General features: G+C 70.8%; 15 protein-coding genes. 6 read left to right on the top strand and 9 right to left on the bottom strand.

Going from position 1 to position 15,055, the window contains the following annotated elements; translation table 11 throughout:
- Positions 1–72: 72 nt before the first annotated feature.
- Positions 73–723: a GntR family transcriptional regulator gene (locus tag ACFY0K_RS30440; protein WP_390642514.1), complete on the top strand. Its 651-nt coding sequence runs from the start codon at positions 73–75 to the stop codon at positions 721–723.
- A complete protein-coding gene (locus ACFY0K_RS30435; protein ID WP_390642513.1) occupies positions 720–2,021 on the top strand; it encodes a nitrate/nitrite transporter in 1,302 nt (433 codons plus the stop codon). Before ACFY0K_RS30440 ends, ACFY0K_RS30435 begins: the two co-directional genes overlap by 4 nt.
- A 135-nt stretch (positions 2,022–2,156) precedes the next feature.
- Here ACFY0K_RS30435 and ACFY0K_RS30430 read toward each other — a convergent pair whose 3' ends face one another.
- Both ACFY0K_RS30430 and ACFY0K_RS30425 read right to left on the bottom strand, forming a co-directional pair.
- Positions 2,157–2,921 carry an SAM-dependent methyltransferase gene (locus ACFY0K_RS30430; protein WP_390642512.1) on the bottom strand — a complete coding sequence of 255 codons (765 nt, stop codon included), beginning with the start codon at positions 2,919–2,921 and terminating at the stop codon, positions 2,157–2,159.
- A 119-nt stretch (positions 2,922–3,040) separates the two neighbouring features.
- A complete protein-coding gene (locus ACFY0K_RS30425; RefSeq protein ID WP_390642511.1) occupies positions 3,041–3,865 on the bottom strand; it encodes a maleylpyruvate isomerase family mycothiol-dependent enzyme in 825 nt (274 codons plus the stop codon).
- Positions 3,866–4,047: 182 nt separating this feature from the next.
- On the opposite strand from ACFY0K_RS30425, the gene ACFY0K_RS30420 reads away from it, so the two are divergent.
- Entirely contained in the window at positions 4,048–4,869 is an 822-nt protein-coding gene (locus tag ACFY0K_RS30420; protein ID WP_390642510.1) for a carbon-nitrogen family hydrolase, read from the top strand.
- Positions 4,870–4,873: 4 nt separating this feature from the next.
- Here the strand turns inward: ACFY0K_RS30420 and ACFY0K_RS30415 are convergent, their stop codons facing one another.
- Positions 4,874–5,368, bottom strand: coding sequence for an LURP-one-related/scramblase family protein (locus tag ACFY0K_RS30415; RefSeq protein WP_390642509.1), 495 nt, complete (start codon positions 5,366–5,368; stop codon positions 4,874–4,876).
- Positions 5,365–6,372 carry a GlxA family transcriptional regulator gene (locus ACFY0K_RS30410; protein WP_390642508.1) on the bottom strand — a complete coding sequence of 336 codons (1,008 nt, stop codon included), beginning with the start codon at positions 6,370–6,372 and terminating at the stop codon, positions 5,365–5,367. The genes ACFY0K_RS30415 and ACFY0K_RS30410 overlap by 4 nt, the downstream gene beginning before the upstream one ends.
- A 52-nt stretch (positions 6,373–6,424) precedes the next feature.
- Between ACFY0K_RS30410 and ACFY0K_RS30405 the strand changes: the two genes are divergently transcribed.
- The 3 genes from ACFY0K_RS30405 (at position 6,425) to ACFY0K_RS30395 (ending at position 9,802) form a co-directional block, all read left to right on the top strand.
- Positions 6,425–6,817: a cupin domain-containing protein gene (locus ACFY0K_RS30405; RefSeq protein WP_390642507.1), complete on the top strand. Its 393-nt coding sequence runs from the start codon at positions 6,425–6,427 to the stop codon at positions 6,815–6,817.
- 145 nt (positions 6,818–6,962) lie between these two features.
- Positions 6,963–7,823, top strand: a complete 861-nt coding sequence (locus ACFY0K_RS30400; protein WP_390642506.1) for a calcium-binding protein — start codon at positions 6,963–6,965, stop codon at positions 7,821–7,823.
- Between the two features lie 170 nt (positions 7,824–7,993).
- A complete protein-coding gene (locus ACFY0K_RS30395; RefSeq protein ID WP_390642505.1) occupies positions 7,994–9,802 on the top strand; it encodes an NHL domain-containing thioredoxin family protein in 1,809 nt (602 codons plus the stop codon).
- A gap of 83 nt (positions 9,803–9,885) precedes the next feature.
- Here ACFY0K_RS30395 and ACFY0K_RS30390 read toward each other — a convergent pair whose 3' ends face one another.
- The 5 genes from ACFY0K_RS30390 to ACFY0K_RS30370 form a co-directional block, all read right to left on the bottom strand.
- A complete protein-coding gene (locus ACFY0K_RS30390; RefSeq protein ID WP_388909245.1) occupies positions 9,886–10,044 on the bottom strand; it encodes a hypothetical protein in 159 nt (52 codons plus the stop codon).
- 64 nt (positions 10,045–10,108) lie between these two features.
- Positions 10,109–11,215, bottom strand: coding sequence for a glycosyltransferase (locus ACFY0K_RS30385; protein ID WP_390642504.1), 1,107 nt, complete (start codon positions 11,213–11,215; stop codon positions 10,109–10,111).
- Positions 11,216–11,381: 166 nt separating this feature from the next.
- Positions 11,382–11,630, bottom strand: coding sequence for a DUF6458 family protein (locus tag ACFY0K_RS30380; RefSeq protein WP_351956724.1), 249 nt, complete (start codon positions 11,628–11,630; stop codon positions 11,382–11,384).
- 77 nt (positions 11,631–11,707) lie between these two features.
- Positions 11,708–13,006: a M18 family aminopeptidase gene (locus tag ACFY0K_RS30375; protein ID WP_390642503.1), complete on the bottom strand. Its 1,299-nt coding sequence runs from the start codon at positions 13,004–13,006 to the stop codon at positions 11,708–11,710.
- 83 nt (positions 13,007–13,089) lie between these two features.
- Positions 13,090–14,916 carry an acyl-CoA dehydrogenase gene (locus ACFY0K_RS30370; protein ID WP_390642502.1) on the bottom strand — a complete coding sequence of 609 codons (1,827 nt, stop codon included), beginning with the start codon at positions 14,914–14,916 and terminating at the stop codon, positions 13,090–13,092.
- Positions 14,917–15,055 lie beyond the last annotated feature (139 nt).

Below are 15,055 nucleotides of genomic sequence, written 5' to 3'. Positions count from 1 at the left end.
GAGCGATTTACATCACGTCCGGATGGTGGACGACCGTGCCGCTTGCGTACGTGTTGTATCTAAGCTGTGGGCATGAGCCTGGCCGTCAAGCAGCCCCCCGCCGCCGACCGCGTCTACTCCCATGTCAAGCAAGGCGTCCTGGACCGCCACTACGAAGGTGGCACGCTCCTCACCGAGGGCGAGCTCGCCGAGGCCGTCGGAGTCTCCCGCACCCCGGTACGGGAAGCGCTGCTGCGGCTCGAGGTCGAGGGCCTGATCAAGCTCTACCCGAAGAAGGGCGCCATGGTGCTGCCGGTCTCCGCGCAGGAGATCGCGGACGTGGTGGAGACCCGGATGCTGGTCGAGGAGCACGCGGTGCGCAAGGCCGTACCGGCGTCGGCGGGGCTGGTGGCCCGGCTCCAGGAACTGCTCGACCGGCAGAAGGCCGAGGCAGCCGCGGGCGACCTGGCCGCCGCGGCCGTCACCGACCGCTGCTTCCACGCCGCGATCGTCCGCGACGGCGGCAACGAGATCCTCTCCCGCCTCTACGACCAGCTGCGCGACCGCCAGCTGCGGATGGGCGTCGCGATCATGCACGCCCACCCCGACCGCATCGCCAAGTCGCTGACCGAGCACGAGGAGATCCTGGACGCGCTGCGCGCCGGGGACGCCGAGAGTGCGGTCGGCCTCGTGCACCGGCACGTCGACTGGTTCGCGCACCTGGCGCGGGGTGAGGTCCGATGAGCCGCGACAGCGTGTCGCTGCCCGGTGATCCGCCGGGCGGCCGCCGGGCCGTGGTGATCTGGAGCACAGGCGTCTCGGTCTACTTCGTCGCCGTCATCTTCCGTACGTCCCTCGGGGTCGCAGGCCTCGACGCGGCCGACCGCTTCCACGTGGGTGCCTCGGCGCTGTCCACGTTCTCGATACTCCAGCTGCTGGTCTACGCCGGCATGCAGATACCCGTCGGCCTGCTGGTCGACCGTCTCGGCACGAAGAAGGTCCTGTCCATCGGCGCCGTGCTGTTCACCGCCGGGCAGCTGGGCTTCGCCTTCTCCCCGTCGTACGGCACCGCGCTCGCCTCGCGCGCGCTGCTCGGCTGCGGTGACGCGATGACGTTCATCAGCGTGCTGCGGCTCGGCACCCGCTGGTTCCCGGCCCGGCGCGGGCCGCTCGTCGCCCAGCTCGCCGGTCTCGTCGGCATGGCGGGCAACCTCGTCTCCACGCTGGTCCTGGCCCGGCTGCTGCACGGCATCGGCTGGACTCCGGCGTTCGCGGGCAGCGCGCTCGCCGGTGCGGTCGTGCTGGTCCTCGTCCTGTGCCTCCTGAAGGACCACCCCGAGGGGTACGAGCCGGAGCCGTTCCCGCACCAGGGTGCGGGGTACGTACGGAAGCAGATCGCCGCGTCCTGGCGGGAGCCGGGGACCCGGCTGGGGCTGTGGGTGCACTTCACCACCCAGTTCCCGGCGATGGTGTTCCTGCTGCTGTGGGGGCTGCCGTTCCTGGTCCAGGCACAGGGGCTGTCCCGCGCCACCGCCGGCGAACTGCTGACCCTGGTGGTCCTCTCCAACATGGTGATCGGGCTCGTCTACGGCCAGATCATCGCCCGCCACCACGCGGCGCGGCTGCCGCTGGTGCTGGGCACGGTCGGGGCGACGGCCGTGGTGTGGGCGGCGACGCTGGTGTACCCGGCCGCCCGGGCGCCGATGTGGCTGCTGGTGGTGCTGTGTGCGGTGCTGGGCGCGTGCGGACCGGCGTCGATGATCGGCTTCGACTTCGCGCGGCCCGCCAACCCGCCCGAGCGACAGGGGACCGCGTCCGGGATCACCAACATGGGTGGTTTCACGGCGTCGATGACGACGCTGTTCGCGGTGGGGGTGCTGCTGGATGCCACCGGTGACGACTACGCGGTGGCCTTCTCGTGCGTGTTCGTGCTGCAGGCGCTGGGGGTGAGCCAGATCCTGCGGTTGCGGGGGCGGGCGGTCCGGCGGGAGCGGGAGCGGCTGGTGGCGAGCCGGGTGGAGACCGTGCACGTGCCTGCGTGATCCCTTCTCCCACCCGCGCACCACCCGTTTGCGGTGGGCCGAGAGGCCGGGCGACCCGTGGGGGTGTTCACCGTCGGCGGGGAGGCTCGGCGACCTGTGGGGGTCCTCGCCGTCGGCGGCTTTCCGGGGGCCGGGTCAAGTCGTCGTGGGTACGAGGGTCAGGTAGGTCAGGCCCAGTACGCCTCGGTACGTCAGCCAGGCCGAGCGGTGGGTGTCCAGGCGGGCTCGGGTCTCCGGCGCCAGCGGGTGGCCGGGGTTGGCTGCCAGCCATACCTCCGTGTCCGCCTGGTAGGCCGACTCGAACTCCTCCCACTCCGCAAGGCTCGCCGTCTCGATCCACTCCGGGCGGAAGCCGGCGGCCACCGCGAGGTCGGTCAGGGTGGCCAGGTCGTGGTGGTCGGTGGCCGAGGCGCCCGGCCACATTCGGGCCAGCTCCCCCTCGGTCGGCGTGCGCTGCCAGAAGCCCTCGCCGAGCAGGACGCGCCCGCCGTCGGCCACCAGCCGCCGCAGCTCCCGCAGGGCCGGCCCGAGACCGTCGCCCAGCGCCTGGCTCGCCCCGAGGCACAGCACCACGTCGGCCGGGCCGCGCCGGGTGCCCACGGCGGACTCCCGGACGAACCTCACCCGTTCCGTGAGTCCCCGCGCCTTGGCGTTGTGCCGCCCGCGCCGTAGGTCCTCCTCCCGCAGATCCACCCCGAGCCCCTGTGCCTGTGGCAGTGCGTCCAGCAGGCGGAGCATCAGCTCGCCCCAGCCGCAGCCGATGTCCAGCACGGTGGAGGGTCGGGTCGCGGCGAGGCGCCGGACCATCCCGGTCGCGCGAGCCTCGGAGAGCGGGCCGTGGAAGGTGAGCCGGGTGAGCCGGGGCGGGAGGTCGTCATGCGGTGTGGGGGCGACTGTCATGGCGGGCACGGTAGATCCCGGGGGCCGGCCCGGAACACCGATTTACCGCGGCCCCCGCTACCGCGGCTACCGGCTACCGCAGCCCCCCGCTACCGAGGCCCTCGCTACCGAGGCCCCCGCTACTGCGTGACCGCGAAGTTGCGCAGGATCGCCGCCGTCAGCTCCGGTTCGCCCTCCGCCTTCACCCGGTCCGCGACCGCGTCCGGGGTGGTGCGGCCGCAGGCCAGGCGGACGTAGGTCTCCCAGTCGAGGGTGAAGGTGGCGGCGGGGCCGAGGGCGGGGGCGGTTTCGAGGGTGCCGCGGCCCTGGATGTCGACGCGGATGGTGCGCATGAACTCGACGGGGCCGTGCACGTCCAGGACGACCGCCGAACTGCGCGGGGCGTTCGCCTTCTCGGCGACGACGGCGGGCAGCGCGGCGAGCAGCACGTCACGGGCGATGTGGGCGCCGGGGGAGTCGAGGTTGCCGGGGCGTCCGAGGGCGGCCCGCAGATCCTGCTCGTGCACCCACACGTTGAACGCGTGGCCGCGCATCGACTCCTCGAGGGTGAGCTCGCTGCCGAGCGGGCCGCGGACCTTGGCGCCCGGGTCCCGCGACTCGTTCCGCAGCTGGCGGTTGCGGCGGATGATCACGTACTCCAGCTCGGAGGTCATCTCCGGCGCGGTGTGGTGGCGGCGGACGTCGACCTGCATCTCCATGTAGCGCTGCTGGTCGTTGGTGACGTGGAAGAGGTCGCGCGGCAGGGTGTGGATGGGGCGCGGGTCGCCGAGCATCTCGCAGTCCAGGCCGATGACGTGGGAGACCACGTCCCGCACCGACCAGCCCGGGCACGGGGTCCGCCGGTTCCACTCGCCCTCGACGAGCGGCGTCACCAGCTCGGATATCGCTTCGATGGAGTGGGTCCAGGCGTCGGCGTAGGGCTGGAGGGTGGGATGCAGACTCACGGAACGGGACCCCTCGGCGGTCGGTACTCGGGCAGGTGATGGCGGCGCTGCCAGCGGGAGGTGGCTGCTGTCGGCGGGTGTCTTGAAACGCTAAGTTACGCTGCTGTGAGGCACCCCGGCAGTGCTTTCGTGTGACGATCGTAGGCCCGTGTGGACGGCTCGAATGCCAGGACGGTGGTAGTGTGCGCGCCTCGCTCATCCAGATCGATGTAAACGAGGGCGAATCGGTCGAATCTCGTCGGCAGCGCGTGACCACACTGGTACGCGAACAGGCGGACGCCGATCTCGTCGTACTGCCCGAACTGTGGACGACGGGTGCGTTCGCCTACGAGGAGTTCGCCGCGGAGGCCGAGCCGCTCGAAGGCCCGACGTACGAGGCGATGGCGAAGGCGGCGAGCGACGCGGGTGTCTGGCTGCACGCCGGCTCGATCCCCGAGCGGGCTCCGGCCGACAGCGGCTCCGCCGCGGAGGACGGCCCCCTCTACAACACGTCGCTCGTCTTCTCCCCCTCCGGTGAGCTGGCCGCGGCCTACCGCAAGATCCACCGCTTCGGCTTCGACAAGGGCGAGGCGGTGCTGATGGGCGCGGGACAGGAGCTGGTGACGGTCCGGCTGCCCGGGACCACACTCGGCCTGGCCACCTGCTACGACCTCCGTTTCCCCGAACTCTTCCGCGGACTCGTCGACGCCGGCGCCGAGACGCTGGTGGTCCCGGCGGGCTGGCCCGAGCGGCGACGCGCGCACTGGACGCTGCTGGCCCAGGCGCGGGCGGTCGAGAACCAGGCGTTCGTGCTCGCGTGTGGAACGGCCGGGACGCACGCCGGAGTTCCGCAGGCCGGTCACTCGATCGTGGTCGATCCGTGGGGCGAGGTGCTGGCCGAGGCGGGCACCGGCGAGGAGATCCTCACCGTCGACCTCGACCCGGCCAGGGTCGCCGTGACCCGTGAACAGTTCCCGGCCCTCAAGGACCGCCTCCTCGGCCTGGCCCAGCCGCGCCACCGCTAGCCCCCTAATCCCCGTCCCGTTCCTTGTCGGCGAGGTGGATCACGCACACCGCCACCGCGATCAGCAGCGCCGGGTCCGCGTCGTCCCGTACGACGTCGACGCCGTAGGTCTCCCGCACGTGCAGCCAGCGCCGGGAGATCACGGCCAGCAGTTCGCCGTCGTACTCGATGGCGAACTCCCGGTCGAGGATCTTGCCGCTGACGTCGAGTTCGGTGCCGTCGACCAGGCGGACCCGGTAGTGGTTGCGCAGCAGCGACAGCCGCTTGCGCCTGATGGTGGCCAGGGGCTCGCCCTCGCGTTCGATCACCATGGTGTCGCGCAGGGCGAACATCTTCTGGTGGAAGTCGACGAGCACGCGCCCGTGCCGGTCCTTCAGCTCGAACGTGTCGCGCACCCGCATGGCCTTGCCGTCGACGAGGAAGACCTTGTCGCCGCGCTCGTCCTCGATCCAGTAGTCCTCACCGAAGCCGAGGAGCCGGTCGCGTACCAGGAATCTCATACCCGTACCCCTTCCCGCCCCGCCGGCCCGAAACGCCGCCGGTAGTCCGAGGGGCTGAGTCCTGTCTCGCGCCGCAACCGCGCCCGCAGGTTGGCCGCGGTGCCGAGGCCGCTGCGCGCCGCCACCACCTCCAGCCGTTCCTCCCCGCGCTCGATCAGACGGCAGGCGAGGGCCACCCGTTCCCCCGTCAGCCACGCCAACGGGGTGCTGCCCAGCTGGGCGCGGAACCGGCGGTGCAGGGTGGCGGGGGAGACGGCGGCCCGTGCGGCCAGGTCCGCCACGGTCAGCGGCTGTCCGAGCCGCTCCTGCGCCCAGGCCAGCAGCGGGCCGAGCGACTCGTCCGGTACGTCGGGCACCGGCCGTTCCACGAACTGCCGCTGTCCGCCGTCCCGGTGCGAGGCGAACACCAGCCGCCGGGACACCGCGTTGGCGATCTCGGCGCCGTAGTCCTGCCGCCAGATGTGCAGCCCCAGGTCGAGCGCGGCCGCGCTGCCCGAGGCGGTGAGCAGGTCGCCGTCGTCGACGAAGAGCACGTCCGGCCGGAGGAGCACCCGGGGATGCAGTTCCCTGAAGGCGTCCGCCCAGCGCCAGTGTGTGGTGGCCGGCCGTCCGTCCAGCAGCCCGGCCTCGGCGAGCGCGAAGGTCCCGGTGCAGAAACTCACGATCCGCGCCCCACGCGCGTGCGCGCGCCGGACGGCGTCGAGAACGTCGGCACCGCGCGGTACTACGTTGTCGGGCCGTCCCGGTACGACGACCGTGTCGGCCTCGTCCACGGCCTCCAGAGCCGCCACCCCGCTGAGAGTGAAGAAGCCGTGGTTCATGCGCACCTCGCGCGTGGGCGCGCAGAGCGTCACCTCGTACGGCGGCACGGGTTTCCCCAGCTCGGGCCGAGGCAGCCCGAACAACTCGGTGGCGACCCCGACCTCGAACGGATTGGTGCCCGCGTCGACGATCACGGCCACCCGATGGGTCGGCCGTGTGGACTGAGAGGATCCTTGCGGCATGTGCGATTTCTAGCACTCACGCGGCCGTCGGCCGACGGCCGAAGATCAATGCATGACCAGTGAACCCGTCCTGCTCGCGCACGCCCTCGCCTCCTTCGACGCGCTGTGGAGCCCCCGCATCGTCACCGCCGTCAACGACTACGACGTCCGCGTCGCCAAGGTCGAGGGCGAGCACCTCTGGCACGTGCACGACCACACCGACGAGTTCTTCCTGGTCCTGGAGGGCGAACTGCACATCGGCCTGCGGGAGCCGGCCGGCGAGCGCACGGTCGTCCTCCCGAAGGGCTCGGTCTTCACCGTCCCCCGGGGTACCGAGCACAAGCCGCACGCGCGTGTGCCCACCGAGATCCTGCTGATCGAGCCCACCGGAACCCTCACGGTGGGCGACCGGCACGACGAGGTTCCCGGGCACGTGGAGGCGACGACCGGACACGTCCTCACCTGACCGGGCCGCGGATTCTCCCGGTCCAACGGGTGTCCGGGAGGCGAAGTCCCCGTGCGTGTCCGGAAGCCGCCCAACCAACGGGGCGGGCTCCGAGTCCGACAGTGCGTAGTGCGCGCAATCGCGCACGGTCCTCTCGGAGGTCTCCATGGATGTTCGTCCCGTCCGCCGCCGGGTCATACGCGCCGTCCCGGCGATGACGCTGGCTCTCGGTGCGGCCATGGCCGCGGCACTCACCACCGCCGGCACCGCCGACGCCGCGACGGCACCGGCCACCGCCGCGGTCAACCAGTACGACTGGCAGCTCACCTACAAGGCCGCAGCCGCTCAGGCCAACAAAGCCACTGTCACCGCATCGCTCACCGCGGACCGCACGGGCATCGTCTATGTGATCGACGACGTGGTCCCGATCAGCGCGGGCCATGACTGCACCTACCTCGACAGCGCGGACCACACCAAGGTTTCCTGCAGGGTCACCCTCGTGGACAGTCAGGACCCGTACGCCGCGCTGATCGTGAGCCTGGGCGACCGGGACGACATGCTCGCCTACAGGAACGCCACCGACCAGATCTACTTCTACGCCCAGATCTCACTCGGCACGGGCAACGACAAGGCCACCGACTCCGGTCGCCTCGACGGCGCCTACGTCTCCGGCGGCACGGGCAACGACACCATCACCGTGGGCAAGGAGGGTCTCGCCTGGGGCGACGACGGCAACGACACGATCAACGCGAGCGGCGGCGACAACATCGTGCAGGGCGGCAAGGGCAACGACGTGCTGCATGGCGGCAGCGGGGCCCAGTACCTGTCCGGCGACGACGGCAAGGACACCATCACCGGCGGGGCCGGCGCGGACACCCTGTACGGCGGCAAGGGCGACGACGTCCTGTACGGCAACAGCGGCAACGACGTCCTGTACGGCAACAGCGGCAACGACAGGCTGTACGGCGGTCCCGGCAGCGACAGGCTCTCCGGCGGTCCCGGCCGGAACGTGGTGCACCAGGACTGAGTGGACCGACGGGTCCGGGGCCCGAAGCCGGGCCCCGGACCCCAGGAAGGTCCTGAGTTTCATTGCCTTTGTCGCTGGAACGCGTAGGCGAGACAGCCCCGCGGGGCACGAATGAGCAAGAACGGCACGTGCAGGAATAGCGCCACGCGCGCGCGTGGTTGGCTTGAACCATGGCGAAACGCGTACGTGTCCGCGCCCCCGAGCTGATCGGCAAGGGCGGCTGGATCAACACCGGTGGCAAGCAGCTCAGCCTCGCGGAGCTCCGCGGGCGCATCGTCATTGCCGATTTCTGGACATTTTGTTGCGTGAACTGTCTGCACGTCCTCGACGAGCTGCGTGAGCTGGAGGAACGGCACCGGGACACCGTGGTGATCGTCGGGGTGCACTCGCCCAAGTTCGTCCACGAGGCCGAGCACCAGGCGGTCGTCGACGCCGTGGAGCGGTACGGCGTGGAGCACCCGGTCCTTGACGACCCGGAGCTCGCGACCTGGAAGCAGTACGCGGTCCGGGCCTGGCCGACGCTGGTCGTGATCGACCCGGAGGGGTACGTCGTCGCCCAGCACGCCGGCGAGGGGCACGCGCACGCCATCGCGCGGCTGGTCGAGGAGCTGGAGGCGGAGCACGAGGCGAAGGGCACCCTGCGCCGCGGCGACGGCCCGTACGTGGCGCCGGAGCCGGAGCCGACCGCCCTGCGTTTCCCCGGCAAGGCCCTGCTGCTGCCCTCGGGGAACTTCCTGGTCAGCGACACCACCCGGCACCAGCTGGTGGAACTGGCCGAGGACGCGGAGACGGTCGTTCGGCGGATAGGCTCCGGCACGCGCGGTTTCGCCGACGGCACGGGGGAAACCGCCGCCTTCAACGAGCCGCAGGGCCTCGCGCTGCTCGACGACGGCTCGGTCGTGGTCGCCGACACCGCCAACCACGCCCTGCGCCGCCTCGACCTGGTCACCGGTGCGGTGAGCACGCTCGCCGGCACCGGCCGGCAGTGGTGGCAGGGCTCCCCGACCGCCGGCCCGGCACGCGAGATCGACCTGTCCTCTCCCTGGGACGTGGCGGTCTTCGGCGGCAAGGTGTGGATCGCCATGGCCGGCGTCCACCAGCTGTGGACGTACGATCCGGCGACCGGGACGGTCGCGGTCGCCGCCGGTACCACCAACGAGGGGCTGGTCGACGGGCCGGCCGCCGAGGCGTGGTTCGCCCAGCCGTCCGGCCTCGCGGCCACCGCCGACCGGCTCTGGCTCGCCGACTCCGAGACCAGCGCCCTGCGCTGGGTTGATCCGGACGGACACGTCCACACGGCCGTCGGCACCGGCCTCTTCGACTTCGGCCACCGGGACGGCGCCGCCGGGCAGGCCCTCCTCCAGCACCCGCTGGGCGTCACGGCCCTGCCCGACGGCTCGGTCGCCGTGTCCGACACCTACAACCACGCGCTGCGCCGCTACGACCCGGCGACCGGCCAGGTCACCACCCTGGCGACGGACCTGCGGGAGCCCAGCGACGCGGTGCTGGCCGGCGACGAGATCGTGGTCGTCGAATCGGCCCGGCACCGGCTGACCCGGCTGCGGCTGCCCGAGGAGGCGGTCCGGGTGGAGTCGGTCGCCCACCGCACCCAGCGCGCGGCGACCGAGGTCGCTCCGGGCAGGCTCCGGCTGGACGTCGTCTTCCAGGCCCCGGCGGGCCAGAAGCTGGACACCCGGTACGGCCCGTCGACGCGCCTGCTGGTGTCGTCGACCCCGCCGGAGCTGCTGCTCAAGGGCGAGGGCGCCGACACCGACCTGTCGAGGGAGCTCGACCTGAACCCGGCGATCACGGAAGGCGTCCTGCACGTCTCGGCGACGGCCGCGTCCTGCGACGACGAGGCCAACGACTACCCGGCCTGCCATGTGCACCAGCAGGACTGGGGGGTGCCGGTGCGGATCACGGAGGGTGGGGCGAGTCGTCTTCCGCTTGTTCTGGCCGGGATGGATCAAGACACCTAGGAACAGCGCCCTGAAAGGGGCGCTGGGGGAGGAACTGCGCGACCAGCCCCCACGCGCCCGCAGTCAGAACACGAACGGACCGGCTACCGCCTCCGCGGAACCAGCTTGAACACCGCAACCCCGGCCGCCACCAAGGTCGTGGCCGCCACCACCATCGCCATGCTGTTGATCCAGAGCCCGGTGGCGGCCAGGGTCGCACCGCCCGCGCCCACCGTGCCCGCGCCGATCACTCGTCCGTACATCGTGTTTCTCCTATGCGAGTTGCCATGTGGGGGGCGGGGTCGGTGAGGGTGCCCGGCAACGGGCTCACGTCGCCACCCACTTCTCCTCGCTGCGGCGCACCAGCCCCCACAGCGAGGTGAAGTAGACGGCGTGCTGGAAGAGGTCGTAGAGCATCTCCGGGATCATCAGCGCGGCGACCAGGACGGCCTTCGGGCCGGCCCGCCGTACGGAGACGGTCTTCTCGACGATGAAGATCATGCCGATCGCCGTCCAGAACGGCGACAGGCCCGGCCAGCCGTACAGCGAGGTGTACGAGGCCATGTAGGTCAGGTAGACCAGGAAGGACAGCGCGCCGAAGCCCATGAGGAACTGCTGCATGAAGTAGCGGGCGGTGACCCGGGTCCAGCCGTAGTCGCGGAGGTTCTCCAGCGCGCCGCGCTGCCAGCGCAGCCGCTGGTGCCAGAGCTTGGGGAGAGTCGGCATGACCTCGGTGGTGACCGCGCAGCCCGCCGGGGACATGGCCCGGTAGCCGAGGGTCTTGACCGCCTTGGTCATCTCGTCGTCCTCGGTGAGCGAGGCGAGGCTGTAGTAGCCGGTGCCGCCGCCTAGTTCGCCGGTGCGGCGGGCCGCGCGGACCTCGCGCAGCACCCGGGCGCGGAACATCGTGCCGGTGCCGGTGAGGACCTGCGCCCGGCCGCCGGTGCGCTCCAGCTCCCAGGCGTAGCGGTGGAACTCCATGCGCTGCAGCAGGCCGAGGAAGCCGCCGCCGTCCTCGCCGTAGAAGACGCCGCCGACCGCGCCGACCTTGCGGTTGAAGGTGGCGAGCGCGGTCTCGACGAACCAGGGGTTGAGGACGGTGTCGGCGTCCTGGACGAGCAGCAGGTCCCGGTCGTCCAGGTGCGGCAGCACCCAGGCGATGGCCTGGTTGAGGGCACCGGCCTTCTTGTGGGCGTTGCCCTGGGTGGGGAAGACCTGGGCACCGTGGGCGGCGGCGACGCCGGCCGTGTCGTCGGTGCAGTTGTCGGTGACGACGACGATCAGGTCGGGGCGCCGGGTCTGTTCCCAGAGGCCGTCGATCGCGGCGGAGATACGTTCCTGCTCGTTGTGTGCCGGGATCAGGACGGCGAGCCTGGGTCTGTCGCCCGGTTCCTCGGGCGCGGCGTGGGCACGGCGCGTGGCGTGACGGCGCACGGCTCGGTACCCCCTGTCGTGAAGACCTCGGTGGGACCGGAAGCCGAACTTCCGGGCCCGTCAGTGATCAGAAGTCTTCACGAAACCTGTACAACTTCGGTAGTTGAAAGCTGTAACGGATTGCTCACGGTTGCCTGTGATGACCCTGTGGGGGCGGCGGTGTCCGTTACGCGCCGTACCCGTCGCCGTATCCGTCACGGTGGTGATGGTGCCGTTCCTCCTCGACCACTGTCGTCGGCGGCACCATGACGCGCCGGCGGCTCGCGATGCTGCTGAACGTGGCGACGCCGATGATGCCGACGGCCATCAGGATCAGTCCGACGACGTCGAGGTTGACGCCGTTCATGTGCCAGTCGGTCGCAAACGTGAGGATGGCCCCCACGGCTATGAGGATGATGCACCCGCCGAGCCCCATGAGCGTTGCCTTCCCTTCAGGTTCGGTGGTGGTTCCGGTCCACTCCGGGTACCCAGGGGCGAGCGGGACATGTGCACCTAGCCTTCCAGGAACGCCACCAGCGCGTTCGCCAGCAGGAACGGGTCGTCGGCGCCGCACAGTTCGCGTGCGCTGTGCATGGAGAGGATCGCCGCGCCGATGTCGACGGTCCGGATGCCGTGCCGGGCCGCGGTGATCGGGCCGATCGTGGTGCCGCAGGGCATCGAGTTGTTGGAGACGAAGGTCTGGAACGGGACCCCGGCCTTCTCGCAGGCGGCGGCGAACACCGCCCGGCCCGAACCGTCCGTGGCGTAGCGGTTGTTGACGTTGACCTTGAGGATCGGGCCGCCGTTGAGGCGTGGGTGGTGGGTCGGGTCGTGCCGTTCCGCGTAGTTGGGGTGGACGGCGTGACCGGTGTCGGAGGAGAGGCAGACGGTGCCCGCGAAGGCTCTCGCCCGGTCCTCGTACGACCCGCCGCGCGCCAGCACCGAACGCTCCAGCACGCTGCCGAGCAGCGGGCCGTCCGCGCCGGTGTCGGACTGAGAGCCGGTCTCCTCGTGGTCGAAGGCGGCGAGGACGGGGATGCAGGGCAGGTCGGCGCCGCCCGTCGCCACGGCCGCCAGCGCCGCCGTACCGGCGTGCACGGAGAGCAGGTTGTCCATCCGGGGGCCGGCGAGCAGGTCGTGGTCGCGGCCCAGGTAGGCGGGCGGTTCGACGGTGTAGGTCATCAGGTCCCAGCCGGTGACCGAGCCGGCCGGCAGGCCCGACTCCTGCTCCAGGAAGGCGATCAGGTCGCCGTCGCGGACGTCGTCGCCGAGGCCCCAGACGGGCTGGAGGTGGCGCTGCTTGTCGAGCTTGAGACCCTCGCCGCTGACCGAACGGTCGAGGTGGATGGCGAGTTGGGGCACCCGCAGCAGCGGCCGGTCCACGTCGACGAGGCGGGTGGAGCCGTCGCGCAGGCTGAGCCGGCCGGCCAGGCCCAGGTCCCGGTCGAGCCAGGAGTTCATGAGCGGTCCGCCGTAGATCTCCACCGCGACCTGGCGGAAGCCGTGCGCCCCGCTGTCCGGGCGGGGCTTCACCCGCAGGTTGGGGGAGTCGGTGTGGGCGCCGACGATCCGGAACGGCGTGTGGGGCGCGGCGCCCTCCGGGACGTACCAGGCGATGATCGCGCCGCCGCGCAGCACGAACTTGCCACCGGCGGTGCCGTCCCAGGCGTCCGTCTCGGCGACCTGCCGGAAACCGGCCTTCTCCAGCCGTGCGCCGGCGCTCGCCACGGCGTGGTACGGCGTGGGGCCGGCCGCGAGGAAGGACATCAGGTCGTCGGTGTGGCCGCGATCGAAGCGGGAGGGTTCGCTCATGTGCTTCACCTTAACGACGTACGGTGGCCCGCTCCCCCGGAGAGGGAGCGGGCCACCGCGGCGGACCGGGTCGGCCGGGAGGGTCAGAAAGCGGCCTCGTCCAGCTCCATCAGGTCGAGGTCGACGTCGGCCGCGACCTTGCGGGCCAGGGTGACGCCCGGCAGCACGTTGGCCGCGAAGAACTTCGCCGCCGCGATCTTGCCGGTGTAGAAGGCCTTGTCCTTGCTGGACGCCGTCTCCAGCTTCTCGGCGGCGATCGCGGCGCCCTTGAGCAGCAGGTAGCCGACGATCACGTCACCGGAGGCGAGCAGCAGGCGGGTGGTGTTGAGGCCCACCTTGTAGATGTTCTTGACGTCCTGCTCGGTGGCCGCGAGGTCGGTCAGCATCAGGCCGACGATCGCCTCCAGCTCGACGGCGGCCTTCGCGAGGTGCTCGCGGGCGCCCGCCAGCTCCTCGCCGCCGGTGCCCAGCGCGAGGAACTTCTTGATGTCCTCGGCGAGGGAGTTCAGCGCCGCGCCCTGGTTGCGGACGATCTTCCGGAAGAAGAAGTCCTGGCCCTGGATGGCGGTGGTGCCCTCGTACAGGGTGTCGATCTTGGCGTCGCGGATGTACTGCTCGATCGGGTACTCCTGGAGGAACCCGGAGCCGCCGAACGTCTGCAGCGACTGGGCGAGCTGCTCGTAGCCCTTCTCGGAGCCGTAGCCCTTGACGATCGGCAGGAGCAGGTCGTTCAGCGCGTGCTCGGCCTTCGGGTCCTCGCCGTTCGCCTCCTTGACGGCGATCGCGTCCTGGATCGAGGCGGTGTAGAGGACCAGGGCGCGCATGCCCTCGGCGTACGCCTTCTGCGTGATCAGCGAGCGGCGGACGTCGGGGTGGTGGGTGATGGTGACCTTGGGCGCGGTCTTGTCCATGAAGTTCGCGAGGTCCGGACCCTGGACGCGCTCCTTGGCGTACTCCAGCGCGTTCAGGTAGCCGGTGGACAGCGTGGAGATGGCCTTCGTGCCGACCATCATGCGGGCGAACTCGATGATCCGGAACATCTGGCGGATGCCCTCGTGCTTGTCGCCGATCAGCCAGCCCTTGGCCGGGTGGCGGTCGCCGAAGGTCATCTCGCAGGTGTTGGAGGCCTTCAGGCCCATCTTGTGCTCGACGTTCGTCGCGTAGACGCCGTTGCGCTCGCCCAGCTCGCCGGTCTCGAAGTCGAAGAGGTACTTCGGGACGAGGAAGAGGGACAGGCCCTTGGTGCCGGGGCCGGCGCCCTCGGGACGGGCGAGGACGTAGTGGAGGATGTTCTCCTCCATGTCGTGCTCACCCGAGGTGATGAAGCGCTTCACGCCCTCGATGTGCCAGGAGCCGTCCTCCTGCTGGACCGCCTTGGTACGGCCGGCGCCGACGTCCGAACCCGCGTCGGGCTCGGTGAGCACCATGGTCGAACCCCAGGTGCGGTCCACGGCGATCTGCGCCCACTTCTTCTGCTCCTCGGTGCCCTCCTCGAAGAGGATGCGGGCGAACGCCGGGCCGGAGGAGTACATCCACACGGCCGGGTTGGCGCCGAGGATCAGCTCCGCGTACGACCAGATCAGCGACGGGGGAGCGGTCGTGCCGCCGATCTCCTCCGGCAGGCCGAGGCGCCAGTACTCGGAGTCCATGAAGGCCTTGTAGCTCTTCTTGAAGGAGGCCGGGACCGGGGCGGTGTTGGTCTCCGGGTCGAAGACCGGGGGGTTGCGGTCGGCGTCGGCGAAGGACTCCGCGAGCTCGTTCTCGGCGAGCCGGGTCAGCTCCTCCAGGACGCTCTTCGCGGTGTCCGTGTCCATCTCGGCGAACGGGCCGGTGCCGTACAGCTTGTCGCGCCCGAGCACTTCGAACAGGTTGAATTCGATGTCGCGGAGGTTGGACTTGTAGTGCCCCATGGTGACGGCTCCGTATCCGGATCGGCGAGGCACTGAATCCTCGCGCAAGCTTTCACATACCAACGAGTAGCTCCGATGATGCTACCCGTCGGTAATAAGACGCAACCCCGTCGGGTGAAGTGTGAGAAGGGTCTACCTT

Source organism: Streptomyces sp. NPDC001507 (assembly GCF_042894765.1).
Classification (GTDB): domain Bacteria; phylum Actinomycetota; class Actinomycetes; order Streptomycetales; family Streptomycetaceae; genus Streptomyces.
Note: the sequence above shows the minus strand (reverse complement) of the source record. Positions and strands in the feature narration are given on the sequence as shown.